The organism is Massilia sp. YIM B02763 (genome assembly GCF_030412015.1).
GTDB lineage: Bacteria > Pseudomonadota > Gammaproteobacteria > Burkholderiales > Burkholderiaceae_D > Telluria.
On the sequence record NZ_JASNRD010000001.1, the window covers coordinates 680,552 to 696,958 of the forward strand.

At 66.8% G+C, this 16,407-nt stretch carries 16 protein-coding genes and 1 pseudogene; 11 read left to right on the forward strand and 6 right to left on the reverse strand.

What is annotated here, in order from left to right:
• The first annotated feature begins 114 nt into the window (after positions 1-114).
• The 3 genes from QPK32_RS02835 (at position 115) to QPK32_RS02845 (ending at position 1,874) form a co-directional block, all read left to right on the forward strand.
• Positions 115-1,191, forward strand: coding sequence for a cation:proton antiporter (locus tag QPK32_RS02835; protein ID WP_290411261.1), 1,077 nt, complete (start codon positions 115-117; stop codon positions 1,189-1,191).
• A gap of 99 nt (positions 1,192-1,290) precedes the next feature.
• Positions 1,291-1,494: a type II toxin-antitoxin system VapB family antitoxin gene (locus QPK32_RS02840; protein WP_290411262.1), complete on the forward strand. Its 204-nt coding sequence runs from the start codon at positions 1,291-1,293 to the stop codon at positions 1,492-1,494.
• Positions 1,491-1,874, forward strand: coding sequence for a PIN domain-containing protein (locus tag QPK32_RS02845; RefSeq protein WP_290411263.1), 384 nt, complete (start codon positions 1,491-1,493; stop codon positions 1,872-1,874). Before QPK32_RS02840 ends, QPK32_RS02845 begins: the two co-directional genes overlap by 4 nt.
• Positions 1,875-2,374: 500 nt before the next feature.
• Here QPK32_RS02845 and QPK32_RS02850 read toward each other — a convergent pair.
• From QPK32_RS02850 to QPK32_RS02860, 3 genes and pseudogenes are all read right to left on the reverse strand, one after another.
• Positions 2,375-2,713, reverse strand: a pseudogene (locus tag QPK32_RS02850) (aromatic acid/H+ symport family MFS transporter); the annotation flags it as partial.
• 92 nt (positions 2,714-2,805) lie between these two features.
• Positions 2,806-3,759 carry a LysR family transcriptional regulator gene (locus QPK32_RS02855; protein WP_290411264.1) on the reverse strand — a complete coding sequence of 318 codons (954 nt, stop codon included), beginning with the start codon at positions 3,757-3,759 and terminating at the stop codon, positions 2,806-2,808.
• 97 nt (positions 3,760-3,856) lie between these two features.
• The gene (locus tag QPK32_RS02860) at positions 3,857-4,876 is read right to left on the reverse strand and encodes a porin (RefSeq protein ID WP_290411265.1); all 1,020 of its coding nucleotides are present in this window, start codon (positions 4,874-4,876) and stop codon (positions 3,857-3,859) included.
• Positions 4,877-5,101: 225 nt separating this feature from the next.
• Here QPK32_RS02860 and QPK32_RS02865 point away from each other — a divergent pair, with 225 nt between their 5' ends.
• Positions 5,102-6,142, forward strand: coding sequence for an amidohydrolase family protein (locus QPK32_RS02865; RefSeq protein ID WP_290411266.1), 1,041 nt, complete (start codon positions 5,102-5,104; stop codon positions 6,140-6,142).
• Between the two features lie 4 nt (positions 6,143-6,146).
• Here QPK32_RS02865 and QPK32_RS02870 read toward each other — a convergent pair whose 3' ends face one another.
• From QPK32_RS02870 to QPK32_RS02880, 3 genes are read right to left on the reverse strand one after another with little or no spacing between them, the layout of a single operon-like run.
• Complete coding sequence (locus QPK32_RS02870; protein ID WP_290411267.1) at positions 6,147-6,878, reverse strand: TetR/AcrR family transcriptional regulator; 732 nt, start codon at positions 6,876-6,878, stop codon at positions 6,147-6,149.
• Between the two features lie 54 nt (positions 6,879-6,932).
• Positions 6,933-8,165, reverse strand: a complete 1,233-nt coding sequence (locus QPK32_RS02875; protein ID WP_290411268.1) for an FAD binding domain-containing protein — start codon at positions 8,163-8,165, stop codon at positions 6,933-6,935.
• An 11-nt stretch (positions 8,166-8,176) separates the two neighbouring features.
• Positions 8,177-8,626 carry a VOC family protein gene (locus QPK32_RS02880; protein WP_290411269.1) on the reverse strand — a complete coding sequence of 150 codons (450 nt, stop codon included), beginning with the start codon at positions 8,624-8,626 and terminating at the stop codon, positions 8,177-8,179.
• Positions 8,627-8,800: 174 nt separating this feature from the next.
• Here QPK32_RS02880 and QPK32_RS02885 point away from each other — a divergent pair, with 174 nt between their 5' ends.
• The 7 genes from QPK32_RS02885 to QPK32_RS02915 all read left to right on the forward strand — a co-directional run bounded on the left by QPK32_RS02885 (position 8,801) and on the right by QPK32_RS02915 (position 16,385).
• Positions 8,801-10,015, forward strand: coding sequence for an ABC transporter substrate-binding protein (locus QPK32_RS02885; protein ID WP_290411270.1), 1,215 nt, complete (start codon positions 8,801-8,803; stop codon positions 10,013-10,015).
• A gap of 61 nt (positions 10,016-10,076) precedes the next feature.
• On the forward strand, positions 10,077-10,961 hold the full coding sequence (locus tag QPK32_RS02890) for a branched-chain amino acid ABC transporter permease (RefSeq protein WP_290411271.1): 885 nt from the start codon (positions 10,077-10,079) through the stop codon (positions 10,959-10,961).
• A gap of 10 nt (positions 10,962-10,971) precedes the next feature.
• Positions 10,972-11,955, forward strand: coding sequence for a branched-chain amino acid ABC transporter permease (locus QPK32_RS02895; protein ID WP_290411272.1), 984 nt, complete (start codon positions 10,972-10,974; stop codon positions 11,953-11,955).
• Positions 11,945-12,688 carry an ABC transporter ATP-binding protein gene (locus QPK32_RS02900; RefSeq protein ID WP_290411273.1) on the forward strand — a complete coding sequence of 248 codons (744 nt, stop codon included), beginning with the start codon at positions 11,945-11,947 and terminating at the stop codon, positions 12,686-12,688. Before QPK32_RS02895 ends, QPK32_RS02900 begins: the two co-directional genes overlap by 11 nt.
• Positions 12,675-13,400 carry an ABC transporter ATP-binding protein gene (locus QPK32_RS02905; protein WP_290411274.1) on the forward strand — a complete coding sequence of 242 codons (726 nt, stop codon included), beginning with the start codon at positions 12,675-12,677 and terminating at the stop codon, positions 13,398-13,400. Before QPK32_RS02900 ends, QPK32_RS02905 begins: the two co-directional genes overlap by 14 nt.
• Positions 13,401-13,505: 105 nt before the next feature.
• On the forward strand, positions 13,506-14,609 hold the full coding sequence (locus QPK32_RS02910) for an alkene reductase (protein ID WP_290411275.1): 1,104 nt from the start codon (positions 13,506-13,508) through the stop codon (positions 14,607-14,609).
• Positions 14,610-14,753: 144 nt separating this feature from the next.
• Positions 14,754-16,385: a methyl-accepting chemotaxis protein gene (locus QPK32_RS02915; RefSeq protein WP_290411276.1), complete on the forward strand. Its 1,632-nt coding sequence runs from the start codon at positions 14,754-14,756 to the stop codon at positions 16,383-16,385.
• Positions 16,386-16,407: the final 22 nt, after the last annotated feature.

Sequence of the window (16,407 nt, forward strand, 5' to 3'; positions counted from 1 at the left end):
ACGATTGATGTGTGTGGCGGTCTCCTCGGTGATGGTGATGCGCTGTTAGCGCTAACTCCGTAATAAGTATTTTATGCCTGGATGTAAACACCCAGCCAATAACTTTTTTAATTGTTGCGATATCGGAACAGATATCGGTGGCGGCGGCGCGCGCGGCGCCCAACCCAGGATGCATGCGGAGGATTCCCTTCCACCGCGATCATCCTGCAATTCGTGCTCAGCTTCGGCGTGTGGATCGCGGCCGAACGCCTGGGCCTGTCCGCCGTCCTGACCATGGTGTGCTTCGCCGTGACGCTCAAGCGCACCCGCCGCCGCCCCATGGCGGCGCGCATGCGCATCGCCACCAATGCCGTCTGGTCGGCCGTCGTGTTCGCCCTGAATATCCTGGCCTTCATCTTCATCGGCCTGCAGGTCCGCCCCATCCTCGGCGGCCTGGACCGGGCCGAGCTGCATCTCTACCTGGGCGTGACGGGCGCCGTGCTGGCCACCGCCATCGGCGTGCGCCTGGCCTGGCACATGTCGTTCAACGCCGTCCTGCGCTGGCGCCACCGCCGCTGGGGATACCACCCGCCGCGTCCCCTGATGCGGCCGACCGTGGGCACCGGCCTGGTGCTCTCGTGGGCCGGCATGCGCGGCATCGTGACGCTGGCGGCGGCGCTGGCCCTGCCCGCCGCCTTTCCCCAGCGCGACCTGATCCTGTTCGCCGCGTTCGGCGTCGTGCTCGGCACGCTGGTGGTGCAGGGCCTGACGCTCAAGGCCCTGCTGCGCATGCTGCGCCTGCGCGACGACGACCCGGTCGGCCGCGAGACGGGGGCGGCGCGCGAACGCGCTTACCAGGCCGGCCTGGCCAGCCTGACGGACGTGCAATCGCCGGATGCGGACAAGGTCAGGGAAAAACTGCGCACGCTGCTGGTATCGCCCGAAGCGGACGACGACGCGGCGGAGGATGCGGCCGACGGCGCCGCGCGCCAGCGCGCGCTCTACCGCCAGGCCCTGGGCGCGGCCCGCGAAGCGATCCAGGCGATGCGCGACGAAGACGAGATCGGCGACGACGCCTTCCTGCAGATCGAACAGGACCTCGACTGGCGCGAGATGGCGATCGGCGGCGCCGCGCGGGCGGGCCGGCCTGCCCCCGCGCCGCGCCCGGAGGCGCTGGCCGGGGCAGGTCCGGGCCAGCCGGCGCCACCGTGATAAGCCTGACGAGCACTTGGGACGACGCATCACTGCAGGCTGCTTGCCGCGATGCCAGATCTGATGCAGAATCGTCTCAAATGTGATGCAGAAGCTGACATGCGTACTACCGTGACCATCGACGACGAGCTGTACGCCAAGGCACTCGACATGGCCGATCCCGACATGGACAAAGCGGACCTGTTCAGGGAGGCGATCAAGACCTCCGTGCGGGTACAAGCTGCCAAACGGCTTGCCGCACTCGGCGGGGCATCGCCCGGAATGGCGGACATTCCGCGACGCGGCGCGGACGTGGCGACGTGAACGAAGTGCTGGTCGACACATCGATCTGGGTAGATCATTTTCGCCGTACTAACGAGAATCTGGTCGATCTCTTGTCGCTGGACCTGGCCATTACCCATCCCATGGTTGTCACTGAACTGGCATGCGGAACCCCGCCGGCGCCACGCCGACGCACGCTATCCGACCTTGCGGCGCTGACGCAGTCGCGGCAGGCCAGTCTTGCGGAAGTCCGGGAACTCATCGAACGCGAACACCTGTATGGACTCGGATGCCGCTTGGTGGATCTGACGCTGCTGACATCGACAATGCTGACTACCGGCGCCCGGTTGTGGACGCTGGACGAACGCTTGCGCAAGCTGGCCGAACGGTTTCAAGTAGCGTATCTGCCCGCAAGTCATTGAGCAGGTCAGTACACCACACGCCCCGGCATCGCTTGTCTAGTTTCTGAACCGGACCGGCCGAAAGCCCGCATTCCAATTCACAAGCAGACGAGCACTAGTACCAGGCTCAGAATCAAGACAATCCAGCACCATGCTCTTACGCTAGAGGACGCATTGACGCGTGGTGGTTCGCGCGGCGCGCTGGTTTGTGCGCCCAAAGCCTCGGCCCCAGGTGACGGTCTGCTCGGGAGCCAACGACCTGTCGAATCTGGCGTGTAGGGCGGCGTCTCGCCTGGCAGAGGTTCAGGCCGGCCGATCGGCTGTTGGCACCAATCACAAATCCTGCCGGTGTATGGTCCGTCCGGATTACTGCGGCATTGCTCGCATGACATATAGAACGCTCCTCTTGACAGCTCGCGAAGACGCTATCACGAGAAGCCGCCTACAAAACAGCGAAATGCATCAGTCGATTTGACACGGCGCAAGGAGCGTCGCGATAGCGCACGCGGCGTGCCTAAGCCTCAGTGCAGGCCCACCTGCGCGCGCAAAGCCGGATCGCCGCCGCGCGGCTTGCGCTGGTCGATCAGGAACTTGACGACGAGGGCGGACGTGGAGACCACGGCGGCGGCCGCGACGACCGTGAACACGTCGCCGAACGGCAGCTGGCGGCGCGTCAGTTCGGCGACGAGGAAGGAGCCCGCGATGCCCCCGAAGCGGCCCACGCCCAGCATCCAGGCGGCCCCGGTGGCGCGGCCCCGGGTCGGGTAGTACATGGCCGCCAGCGCGGGCAGCGAGGATTGCGCGGTATTCATCAGCGTGCCCGCCAGGAACACGGTCGCCGTCAGCAGGCCGAGGTTGCCGACCACCTACCTGGTCGGCGTTCACGTGCATGGAGATTCCGCGCACGAACCGATCGGCACTCGCATGTGAGGCAGCAAGTTCGCCACCGGCGTTATGGGATATGCGATGCAGCATCTACCTTGGCCAGATGCTCGGACAACAATTCGACAAACGCGTGGATTTTTCGCGAGCCACGCCGGTTGGCCTGGTACAGGGCGTACATCGCCACATCCATCGAACCGGGATTCACGTCGTATCCGTCCAGGACCTGTACGAGCCGCCCTGCCCGCAGGTCGTCCCGCACCAGCCACTGCGCCAGCATCGCGATGCCCAGGCCGGCGATGCTGGCCTGGCGCAGCAGTTCGCCGTTATTCACCTGCACCACGCTGTTGACGGCGATGTCCTCGATCGGCATGTGTTCCGCCTTCACGTCACCCACGGCATCGTTGCGGCGCAGGCGCCAGGTCCTGCGGTTGTCGGCGAACGAGAACTGCAGGCAATCGTGTTCGAGCAGGTCGGCCGGATGACGCGGCGTGCCCCGTTCGGCCAGGTAGGCCGGGCTGGCGCACAGCAGCCGCCGGTGCGCCCCCAGGCGGCGCGCCACGAGGTTGGCCTGCGCATCGACGTTGCCGATGCGGATGGCGACGTCGATCGATTCGTCGATGAGATTGCTGGCGTTGTCGCTCAGCCGAAGATCGACGGCCAGACGCGGGTGGCGCCGTCGCAACTCGAGCAGGATCGGCGAAAAGTACATCGTCGCGAACGTCACCGGCGCGGCGACGCAGATCACGCCGCTGATGCCGGTGGCGCGATCGGAGACGGCATCGTCGGCGGCGTCGAGCTGTTCGAGGATACGCTGCGCATCCTCATAATAGGCGCGCCCCGCGGCCGTCAATGTGACGCTGCGCGTGGACCGGTTCAGCAACACCGCGCCGAGGCGCTGCTCGAGCGCGTCGACCAGCCGTGTCACCGACGACGTGGCGCTGCCGAGCTGGCGCGCAGCGGTCGAGAACCCGCCGGTGGAGGCAACGATGCAGAAAGTCTTCAGTTCGGCAAATCGATCCATGATCTCGCTTGGATTCCTGTTCTGAGCCGCATGTTACCTCACAGCAGGCCGGGCAAAAAGAACGTGCTTGCGGTCGCTGCCCGCCGCGGGAGGCACTTCAGAACCGGTGGCGGATGCCGAGCGCATAGGTCTTCGCACGGTTGGCGCCGGTGAGCCTGTCGACCTGCGCGACCGCATACACGTCGGTACGCCGCGACAAGGCATAGTCGTAGCCGAAGGCGCCCGTATCGCGCCGGGCGGGCGCGGCTCCCGCCGCATCGATGGTCGTCCTGGCCCAGGAAGCCATGATGCTGCCGGCGCCGGCAGGGACGGCGAGGCCGGCCTGTCCGGTGCGCGCTTCCAGGTCGGGAGCGTCGCTGTCGGCAAGGTCGTACGATCCGAACAATTTGATGCGGCCCAGGTCGTAGCTGCCGCCGATGAAATACGTCGTTTGCTCCGACGTGCCGACCGCCGCCAGGCCGGGACCGACGCGCACGCGCTGCGCGGTCGCGTACAGCGCGGCGGGGCCGGCGACCCAGCTCAGCGTCGCATTCAGGTTGTGCGCCGACGTGCCGAACGCGGTTTCGCCCAGTCCCACCAGGACGGCCAGCCTGGCGCCCGCCATGGCCGGGGTCGTGTACGACACGACGTTGTCCCAGCTCGTATCGCCGGATACGGCGCGTCCTTGTTGGGGCGACCATATCTGGGCCAGCAAGGGCGCCAGCCGGATCGAGCCGCCGAACGGATTGGACTGCGCCGTCGCGACGAACAGGGAATTCAGGATCCGCCCCATCTTCAGCTCGCCCAACGGACCTTGCAGCCCGACGAAGGCATTGCGCGCGAACATCGCGTCGGTCGGCGTCCGGCCGCTCGCGCCCGTGTCGAGCTGCAGATAGCCTTCGATCGTGTAGATCGCCCGCGTGCCGCCGCCCAGCGGCTCGCTGCCGCTCCATCCCCAGAACGAGGTCTGCATGCCGCCGTTGTTGACCATGGTCGACGCCCGGTCGCCCCCGCTCGTCTCGGAGCGTCCGCCCCATAAGTCGAGCACGCCGTACAACTGCGGCGCCGTCTGCGCGCATGCGCTGCCCCCGATGACCAGCGTCGCCGCCATGACGGCAAAAGCACGAGCTGCCTTCATTTCTTCCCCTTGTTCGTGATCGATATTTCGATTATCGTTCGATCACTTAGCCTTGTACACTGCCGATGCCGTAAAACGCTGAATACTTGGCTTTTGTTGCTTCAAAACAAAATTCAAGCGGCGCATCAGAACAAGTTTAATGATCGAACTATCATTTAAAAGGAGGCGATGATAACGGACAGAAGACAATTCCTTGGACACGGCGTCCTGGCGGTCGGCGGTATCGTGCTCACCGGTTGTTGCGCGGCGGGCGTGGCGGGCCCCGTCCCGGCCGCGCCGTCCGCTGCGCCGGCCCCCGTCCGACGCCGCACCGCCAGGACCATCGACGTGCATGCGCATTGCGTGATTCCCGAGGCGCTGGCGCTGGCGGGCTTGGATGTCTTCGCGCTGTATCCGAAGACCATGAAAGGCGGGCAGGAAAACGTGATCGTGATCGCGGAGCGGCTGGCTGCGATGGATGCCCAGGGCGTCGACATGGAAGTGCTGAGCATTAATCCGTTCTGGTACACGCAGGAGCGCGCCACGTCGGCCAAGATCGTGCGCCTGCAGAACGAGAAACTGGCGGAATTGTGCGCGGCGCAGCCGGACCGCTTCGCCGCCTTCGCCTCGCTGTCGCTGCAGCATCCAGACTTGGCGGTGCGCGAACTCGACGACGCCGTACGCCGCCTCGGCTTGCGCGGCGCGGCGATCGGCGGCAGCGTGGACGGCATCATGTTCGCCGACCCGCGCTTCGATCCCATCTGGGCGCGTGCGCAGGAGCTGGGCGCCACGCTGTTCGTGCACCCGACCGGCATCCCCGAGATGGGACGGCGCTTCGCCGGCAACGGCTGGATGGCGAACGTGATCGGCTATCCGCTCGAGACGGCGACCGCGCTGCAGCACTTCATTTTCGAGGGCGTCCTCGACCGCTTCCCGGCGCTGAAGATCTGCGCCGCGCACGGCGGCGGCTACCTCCCCGCGTCCGCGGCGCGCATGGACCACGGGTGCTTCGTCAATCCCGGCGCCTGCGCGCATGGGCCCGCATTGAAGAGAAAACCCAGCGACTACGTGAGCCAGCTGTTCTTCGACAGCCTGGTCTTCACGCCGGAGGCGCTGCAGCACCTGGTGCGCCAGGTCGGCGTGTCGCAGGTCGTGCTGGGGTCCGACCACCCTTTCCCGTGGTCCGGCCGGCCGGCCGACCATGTGCTCGGCACGCCGGGCTTGTCCGACGCGGACAAGGAAGCCATCCTCGGCGGGAATGCCCGCCGGATGCTTGGATTGGCCTGAGCGTTCAGGCCTTGCGGATGCGCTTCAGTACGGAGGGAGCGCTGTCCAGGAATGCCTCGACCTTTTGCGCGATCAGGCGGTCGAGGTCCTTGGGCACGGGCATCCCGTAGATCCACTTGCGCACGCCCACGTAGAAGATGGCGGCGTGCATGCCCCAGATGAATTCGATCTCGTCCTCGTACTGCTGCGGGGTCGGGTCGGCCACCTTGAACTGGCGCCTCATCTCGGCCAGCACGACGTCGAACACCCGTTCGCGCAGGCGCGCGAGGTAGCGGTTGTTGATGCCTTCGCGCGTCAGCCCGGCGAAGATGAAGATGCGGATCCAGTCGCTCTTGAGGATCACGCGGCCGTACTGCTGGTAGAACTCGAGCAGGCGTTCGTGCAGGGGACGGGCCTGGTCCCTGAGGATGTCTTCCCACTCCGGATTCCAGCGCGACAGGTAGACCTCGTGGAACACGCGGTCGGCGAGCGCATCCTTGTTCGGGAAATAGCGGTACAGGAGCGGCTGGGAGACGCCGATCTCCTTCGCCAGATCGCGGGTGCTGGCGGAAAACCCGTACGTGGCGAAATACTTGATGGCCTTTTGGACGATCAACTGCTCGCGCTCCTCGGGAGCGAGGCGGCGCGTCGCCACGCGCACCGCCGAGGCGCCCTCCTCCGCCTTCGCCGCCTTCGCCGCCTTCGCCGCCTTCGCCGCTTTCGCCGTACCGGTCTTGTTTACGATAATCGAACTCATGATGGCCTTTTGCTGTATGCGCCGAGTATAGTGATCCGATTATCGTTTGACAAATCAGCCCGCCGCGGCGCGTTCGCCGTCCGTCTCGAAACGCGGAGGCACCGCGGTCTCGCGCATGACGGCGGCTGGGGTGCGGTACAGTTCGGCCATGCGCACCTCATGCGCCGTCGCCAGCTGCGCCTGCATGTAGGCGCCCAGGTGGCGCGCATGGGCGACGATGCGCTTGCCGTAGGCGACCCGTTCGCGCGAATACCCGGCCAACGCATCCGCGACCGGGCAGCGCTCCAGCCAGTCCAGCAGCGACAAGGCATCGCGCGCGGCCTTGGTCACGCCCATCCCGCAATGGGGGCGCGCCACGAACGCCGCGTCGCCCAGCAGCGCGACCCGCCCGAACGCCAGGTTCGGCGACTCCAGGTCGTAGATCGGCTGGAAGAACGGCTGCGCGGTGCGCTCGACCACCTCCGCGAACTGCGGCGCCAGGGTGTCGCGCGCCACCGCACGGATTTCGCGCAGGACCGCATCCGTGATCAGCGGCGGCGGAATGCCCTTCTCGTAGACGCGGCCGGCGGCGTCGGTCGACAGGCGCGTCACCTCGGCCGCGTCCGCCGGGCGGTACCAGACGAAATTGTAGCGCCGCGCTCCCGCTTCCATCGCATTGCCGGCCCCCGCGACCGGATAGCCCAGCATCTGTTCGCGTTGCGGCAGGCAGAAGCCGAAGTGGCCGAACAGCCGGGCGTGCGTCTCCGGACTGAGCGCGCTTTCATCGACGAGGCCGCGCCAGGCAACGTAGCCGGCATAGGCCGGCTGTACCTCCGGCGCCAGCAGCGCGCGCACCGTCGAACGAATGCCGTCCGCCGCCAGCAGCAGGTCGGCGGTGGCGCCGCTGCCGTCCGCGAACCGAGCGCTGACGCCGCGCTCGTCCTGCGCCAGGCCGACCAGGTGCTTGCCGTTGTGGTAGCAGGCGTCCGGCAGGGCCGCGCGCAGCAGCGCGTACAGCCGTCCCCAGGCGGTAAGGACTTGCGGATGCGCGTGCTCGCCGATCACGCTGCCGTCGCGCGCCAGTGTCAGGCGCGCATCGACGCGTACGCCGAGGTCGCGGTCGTCGATCCCGATCAGCGCCAGTATGTCAAACAGTTCCGGATGGGTGACGACGCCGGCGCCGCGTTCGGCCAGTTCCTCGCTCACCCTCTCGTATACATCCACTTTCCAGCCCGCGCGGTGCAACAGGTTGGCCGCGAACAGGCCGCCCAGCGAGCCGCCGATGATGGCCACGTGTCCCTTCGACATGGCGTTCTCCTTCATGCCAACCCGAGGCTGCGCGCCTCGTCGTTGGGATAGTTCATTTCGATCGTCACCCCGCTGGGGTCGGTGAGGAACAGCTGGAACAGGCCGAGCGAGGGCACGGTGCGCTCCGTGAACGCGAGGCCGGCCGCGGCCAGCCGCGCACGCATCGCCTCCAGCCCGGTGGCGAGGAAGGCGATGTGGTCGACGGCGCCGGTACCGTTCAACGCGGCCTCGTCCTTGTCGCCGAGATAATCCTTCAGGCCTTGCGCATCGTGCGGGTCGATCCCGATGATGTGCACGACGCCGAAATCGGCCTCGTCGTCACCCGCGTACAGCCAGATGCCCGGAAACTTGAATGGCGGGCGGAAGCCCTCCTTCAGTCCCAGGATCTCGGTATAGAAGCGCCGCGACGCTTCCAGGTCACCGGTGCGGATCGAATAATGGCCCAGTTTTCGTATTCCCATGATCTCCTCCATCGTGTCAGGTACGAATGAATATAGGTGATCGATCGATCAATAGCAAGCGCGATCGCCACAAATCTCGCTTGACATTCCAACCGTGTCGTTCGATTATTTATCGAACGCTCATTAAAAAGGAAGCCCCGGCAGCCGCCGGCAGGTTTCGACAACGGAGACGACATGATCAAGTTTGCCCTGCTTGCCGGCGCAGCCTGCCTGGCCTGCGCGACGATTCCATCCCGCGCGGCCGGCGCGCCGCCCACCCCGATCCGCATTGGCCTGCCGGTGCCGCTTACCGGCCCCTACGGCGCGGAAGCCCAGGACCAGGTCCGCAACGCGACACTCGCGATCCAGGAATTCAACGACGCCGGCGGACTGGCCGGCCGCAAGGCCGAGCTCCTGGTAAGGGACGACCGGCTCAACCCGGCGGAAGCGGCGACGCGCGCGCTCGAGCTGATCGACAAGGACCATGCCGACTTCATCGTCGGCAGCCTGTCGGCGGCCACCCAGCTGGCCGTCAACAACGTGATCCGGCAGCGCCGCGTGCCGTACATCTCGATCAGCCAGTCGGATGCGATCAACGAGGCGGCCGACTTCTCGCGCTACACGTTCCACGAATCGCTGAATCCGCACATGACGACGCAGGCCGTCGGACACTACGCATTCAGGAAGGGCATGCGCATCGCCTTCCTCACGGCCGACTATGCCTACGGCCAGGAAATGACGCGCGGTTTCACGCGGGTGGCCAAGGAAGTCGGCGCGCAGGTCGTGGGCGAAATCCGCCATCCGCTTGGAGCCACCGATTATTCGCCGTTCCTGCCGCGCCTGATGGCGATGCACCCCGATGTCCTCGTCTTCAACAACTTCGGCCGCGACAACCAGATTTCGATCAAGCAGGCGGCCGAATTCGGCATGAAGAGCAATATGAAATTCGTGACGCCGGTGCTGACCTACACGTCCCGCGTCGCAGCCGGCGCGCGCGTCTATGACGGCGTCATCGGCGGCAGCTCGTATTACTGGGGAATCGAGGCGACCACGCCGGCAGCGCGGGCACTCAACGACCGCTACCGCAAGGCCTACGGCGGCGCCGTTCCCTCCGACTACGGCACGATGGCCTATTCCGCCGTCAAGTCGCTGCTGCTGGCGGTCAAGGCGGCGGGCAGCAGCGATGCGGAAAAAGTCGTCGACGCGCTGGTCGCGCTGCGCTACGACACCTACAAAGGCATCCAGTCCTACCGTGCCTGCGACCACCAGTCGGTCCAGTCGGTACTGGTGCTGCAGTCGAAGGCGGCGCCTTCCGGCTCGCCCGACCTGTTCTCCGTGCTGCATGTCGCGCCCGCATCCACCTGGGCGCTGCGCAGCTGCGCCGAACTGGGCCACAAGCCGGCACCCTGAACGCAACCGGACCGGCCGGCCATGGCCCGTCCGGCCTTCCACCTTTACCGCAGGAGGCATCATGGATGGCATTACTCCCCAGCTGGTCGGACTCCAGCTGTTTACCGGACTCGCGCTGGGCGCGGTCTACGTACTGCTCGCGGTCGGCCTGTCGCTGATCTTCGGCATGCTCACCGTCGTGAACTTCGCGCACGGCGCCTTCTTCATGGTCGGCGCCTATGCCGGCTACGCCTTGTACCGGGTAATGCCGAACTTCTGGCTGTGCCTCGTGCTGGCCCCCCTCGTCGTCGGCGCCTTCGGCATGCTGGTCGAACGCACGCTCGTGCGGCCCCTGTACGGGCGCGGCATCGACTACCCCCTGCTGCTGACCTTCGGTCTTGCCTACGTGATGATCGAAGCCGTGCGCATCGGGTTCGGAAAACAGGGAATGCCGGTCGACGGCCCGGAACTGCTGGAGGGTTCGGCCAACATCCTGGTCGGCCAGTTTCCGCTGTACCGGCTGTTCGTCATCGGCGCCACGGCGCTGGTGCTGACCGGCCTGTGGCTGTTCATCGAAAAGACCTCGTTCGGACTGATCGTGCGGGCCGGCGCGCGCGACCCGCAGATCGTCAGGATCCTCGGCATCGACGTGGCCCGCGTCTGGCTGATCGTGTTCGGCCTCGGCACCGGCGTCGCCGGACTGGCGGGCTTCCTGGCCGCGCCGATCCAGGGGATCAGTCCCGAGATGGGCGGCTCGGTCCTGACCGTTGCCTTCGTGGTGACCGTCGTCGGCGGCATGGGCTCGCTGGTCGGCGCCGTCGTGGCCGGCATCCTGATCGGTATCGTGGAAAGCCTGGCCGTGCTGTTCGTGCCGGAGGCGGCCAAGGTGTCGATGTTCGTCATCATGGCCGTGGTTTTGCTGGTGCGTCCGCAAGGCCTGTTCGGCCGTCCCGGCCTGGCGCATTGAGAGGAATGCCATGAACGTGCATACCGATATCCTGCAACGCGTCGGCACGACGCGCCCTTTTTTCGATCGCATCCGCGCCCACCGTGTACTTGCCAGCGTGCTGGTGCTGCTGGCCCTGCCCTGGCTGGTCCCGAACGGATCGGTCGCCGTCAACATCCTGATCTACGGCCTGTTCGGCGTCGGCTTCAACCTCGTGTTCGGCTACATGGGGATGCTGTCGTTCGGCCATGCGGCATTGTTCGGCATCGGCGCCTACTGCGCCGGGATCCTGATCGCCCAGGCAGCCTTGCCGTGGTGGATCGCGCTGCCGGCGGCGGTGCTGGCCGCCGCCATCCTGGCGCTGGCGATGGGGCTGCTGGCGATCCGCACGCGCGGCATCTATTTCGCCATGGTGACGCTGGCGCTGTCGCAATGCGTGTATTTCCTCGTCTACCAGTTTCCCCGCTCCGGCGGGGAGAACGGCCTGCGCGGCGTCAACGTCGCGCAGGTCCGCCTGGCCGGCCTGCGCATCGACCTGCTCGACCCCACCGCCAAATACCTGGCCTTCCTGGCCGTGGTCGCCGCGGCGCTGCTGGCCTTGTCGCGGGTGCTCGAGTCGCCATTCGGCGGCGCCGTCGAAGCGATCCGGGAAAACGAGGCCCGCGCCCGCGCCTGCGGCTTCAACGTCGAGCATACCAAGCTGCTGGCCTTCGTGCTGTCCGGCGCCGTGTGCGGACTGGCGGGCGCGCTCGACGCGATCCACCTGTCCAGCGTCGCGATCGAAAGCCTGCATTACGAAACGTCCGGCCTCGTCGTCATGATCTGCCTGCTGGGCGGCATGGGGACGTTCTTCGGGCCGTTCGTCGGGGCCGCGCTGTTCCTGCTGATCCAGGACACGTTCTCGCTATGGACCGAGCACTGGCAGCTGTACGTTGGCGCCGTATTCATGTTCTTCGTGCTGTTCTTCCCCAAGGGAGTATGGGGCACGATCCTGGAGAAGACCCATGGCCGCTGACATCATCCTGCGCACCGAGCGCCTGACGCGCCGCTTCGGCAAGTTCACCGCCTTGAACGAGATATCGGTCGCGTTCGAGCGCGGCAAGCTGACGTCCATCATCGGGCCCAATGGCGCCGGCAAGAGCACCTTCTTCAACGTCCTGTCGGGCAGCTTCGCGCCCTCGTCGGGCCGCGTGGTGTTCGACGGCGTCGACGTGTCGGGCCTGCGCCAGCACCGCTTCGCCGGCCTCGGGGTGGCCAAGTCGTTCCAGACCACGAACGTGTTCCCGGCCTTCAGCACGCTCGACAACGTGCGCATCGCGCTGCAGGCCGGCGTGGCGCGCATGAACTTCTGGCGCCGCCGCGACACGCTCGACCTGGCGCCGCGCGCGCACGCGCTGTTGCAGGCGGTCGGCATCGGCCAGCATGCCGCCCGCCCTGCCCGCGAGCTGGCGCACGGCCAGCAGCGCGCGTTGGAGATCGCCATCGCCCTGGCGGCCGACCCGAAGCTGCTGCTGATGGACGAGCCGACCGCCGGCATGAGTCCGGAGGAAACCGTCAAGATGATGGACCTGATCCAGCGCCTGGCGGCACAGCGCACCGTCGTGCTGGTCGAGCACAAGATGAAGATGGTGATGGGGATCAGCGACCACATCGTCGTCCTGCACCACGGGGAGCTGCTGGCCACTGGCACGCCCGCCGACATCCGCGCCAACGACGACGTCAGGCGCGTCTACCTTGGCAAACATTGAGGACGTCATGCTCGAGATCGACAAATTGAATGCCTGGTACGGCAACAGCCACATCCTGCAGGATGTCTCCCTCCACGTCGCCCGCGGCGAAGTCGTCGCGCTGCTCGGCCGCAACGGCGCCGGCAAGACCACGCTGCTCAAGAGCGTCATGGGCCTGCTGAAGAAGACCCGCGGCACGGTCGCGTTCGAGGCGCACGACCTGCTGTCCCTGCCGGCCCACGCGCGTTCCGGCCTGGGCCTGGCCTACGTGCCGGAGGAGCGGCGCATCGTGCCCGGCTTGACCGTGCTGGAGAACCTGCGCCTGGGGATCGTCGCGTCCGGGAAGATGAAACAGGAACGCGACATCGTCGAACGCATCGCCGCCACCTTCCCGCGCCTGAAGGAAAGGCTGCGACAGGAAGCCGTGACCATGTCCGGCGGCGAACAGCAGATGCTGGCGATCGCCCGCGCGCTCGCCTCCGATCCCGCCATGATCCTCCTCGACGAGCCGTCGGAAGGGATCATGCCGGTGCTGGTCGACGAGATGTTCGCGCTGTTCGCGCAGCTCAAGCGCGACGGCAAGACGATCCTGCTGGTGGAGCAGAGCGTGGAGACGGCGCTGGGCATCTCCGACCGCGCCTACATCCTCGACCAAGGCGCCATCGTCCATAGCGGCCGCGCCGACGCCATGCTGGCGGACGCGGACATCCAGGCGCGTTATTGCGCCGTCTGACCCGGCTCATCTTTGCTCCAGGCGCAATAGTGTTGTCGGCTGCGGCCCGCTTATCGGCGGCGCGGCCGGCAGTTACAGTGAACGCCTCTTCCACTGGAGTCTCTCATGAACAACCTTCTCGCTCCCTTACACCTCGGCCCCCTGGTCCTGCCGAACCGCATCGCAATGGCGCCGGTGACGCGCGCGCGTTCCGGCCACGACGGCGTCCCTACCAGCGCCAACGCGGCCTATTACGCGCAACGCGCGTCCGCGGGCCTGATCGTCAGCGAAGCCACCAACGTGTCGCGCAACTCGGCCGCGTTCGAACTGGCTCCGGGCATCTACAACCAGGCGCAGGTGCTGGGTTGGACCCGCGTGGCCGAATCCGTGCATGCAAAAGGCGGCAACCTGTTCATCCAGCTGTGGCATAGCGGCCGCGCCAGCTCGTATGCGCTGCTGGACGGCCGCGAGCCGCTGGCGCCGTCCGCCGTCAACGACGACCTGCACCTGCTGCAGGCGTACGGTGCGCTGGAGAACGGTTTCTACACGCGCATCGCGGCATCGCCCGCGCGTGAAATGAACATCAACGAGATCCATTTCGCCATCGAAGAATTCCGCGCGGCCGCGCGCAACGCCATCCGCGCCGGTGCCGACGGCGTCGAGATCCACGCGGGCAACGGCTACCTGCCGCAGCAATTCCTGTCCCCGCATACGAACCGCCGCACCGACCTGTTCGGCGGCAGCCTGCTGAACCGCGTGCGCTTCCTCGACCTGCTGCTGCGCGCGGTGCTGGAAGAGGTCCCGGCCGACCGGGTCGGGGTGCGCATCTCCCCGTTCGCCGCCTACAACAACGCCATCGACCCGGCGACCGAGGAAACCTACACCTACGTGGCGCGCCTCCTGAGCGCGGCGGGCATCGCCTACATCCATGCCGCCGACACCAATGCCTGGGGCGGCGCGCCCGACATGGAACGCATCCTCGCGATCCTGCGGCCCAACTTCCGGGGCGCCATCATCGCCAACGGCGGCCTCGATCCGGACAGCGCCAATGCCCTGGTGGCGTCCGGCATGGCCGACATGGTGTCGTTCGGCCGCCGCTTCATCGCGAATCCCGACCTGGTGGAACGCATCCGCCAGGGTGGCCCGTACAACGAGCCGGACCCGTTCACGTTCTACGGCGGCGGCGCGCGCGGCTACCTGGACTACGACGAACTGGCGTCCGCCGCCTGACTGTGGCGAGGATGCGAATTCGCGCATCCGCCTCTTGTTAGTAATCGATCGATCATTTATTCTTGCTTTTTGTTGGCGTGAATCACTATTTTCTTTATTGATGCATGTCATATATTCTATCAAACGATCAATAAGGGACCCACAATGGGACGCTTCACGTTTCGACAAAAACTGTGGCTGCCGCTGGTCGCCAGCCTGGCCTGCCTGTGCGCGGTATCGGTCTTCCAGGTATTGGAGGCACGCGACCTGCGCTTCAGCGAGCGTCGCGCCGACCTGGCGGACGTGAGCAAGGTCGCCCTGTCGGCCGTCCAGGGCTTTGCCGCCGACGCGGCCGCGGGCCGGCTCACCGACGCGCAAGCGCAGGCGCAGGCCAAGGCCGTGCTGAAGAACCTGCGCTACGGCGAGGACGGCTACGTGGCGCTGATGGACCTGCAGGGGCACGCCATCCAGAATCCCGGCAACCCCGCCAACGACGGCAAGGACATGAGCGGGTTCCGCAACCCCGACGGCGTGTACGTGTTCCGCGAGATCGCCGCCCTGGCCTCCTCGCCGGCCGGCGAAGGCTTCCTGTCCTACCTGTGGCAACGCCCCGGCCATTCCGGCACCTCGGCCAAGCTGGCGCGCATCGTCAGCTACAAGCCGTGGGGCTGGGTGCTGGTGACCGGCGTCTACGTCGACGACATCAATGCCGCGTTCTACGATTCGCTGGGCACCGCCGCGCTGGTGGCCGGCGCCGTCTGCGTGCTGCTCGCGGCCATCGTCGTCGGCATCAACCGCAGCCTGCACCGCACCCTCGGCGGCAGTCCCGAATATGCCGTCGAGGTGGCGATGAAGATCGCGTCCAAGGACCTCGGCATGACCGTGTCCACCGACGCGGCCGACCGTTCCAGCCTGCTGTATGCGATGAAGACCATGCAGGAGAACCTGGCCGGCATGATCGGCGCGATCCGGACCAGCGCCGAGGCCATCGCGGCCGCATCGTCGCAGATCGCCTCCGGCAACATCGACCTGTCCAACCGCACCGAGTCGCAGGCCAGCTCGCTGGAAGAGACCGCCGCCTCGATGGAACAGCTGACCGAGGCCGTCGCCAACAACGCCGAGCATGCCCGGCACGCCAACACCCTGGCCGCTTCCGCTTCCGGCATCGCACAGCGCGGCGGCGCCGCCGTGGCGCAAGTGGTGGACACCATGGCGGCCATCAACGGCAGCGCCGGCCGGATCGAAGCGATCATCGGCGTCATCGAGGGCATCGCCTTCCAGACCAACATCCTGGCGCTGAACGCCGCCGTCGAAGCCGCGCGCGCCGGCGACCAGGGCCGCGGCTTCGCGGTGGTCGCGTCCGAGGTGCGCAACCTGGCGCAACGCAGCGCGGCGGCGGCGAAGGAAATCAAGGTGCTGATCGACGACAGCGTGCGCAACATCGGCACGGGCAGCGAGATGGTCGAGCGCGCGGGCATCACGATGGGCGAGGTTGTCGACAGCGTGGCGCGCATGACGACCATGATGGCCGCGATTACCGAGGCGTCGGCCGAACAGCGCACCGGCATTGGCCACGTCAACATCGCCATCACGGAGATGGACGCGGTGACGCAGCAGAACGCCGCCCTGGTCGAGGAAGCCGCCGCCGCCGCGGGCAGCCTGCACGACCAGGCGACGGCCATGACGGCGCTCGTCGGCAGCTTCCGCCTCGGGCGGCGCGATGGCGCCGCGGGCAGCCCGGCGCAGCAGGCCGCACGGACGGCCAGGAACACCCCGGCGCTGACGGCGCTTGCCTGACGCCGCCGTACACGCTCGACGT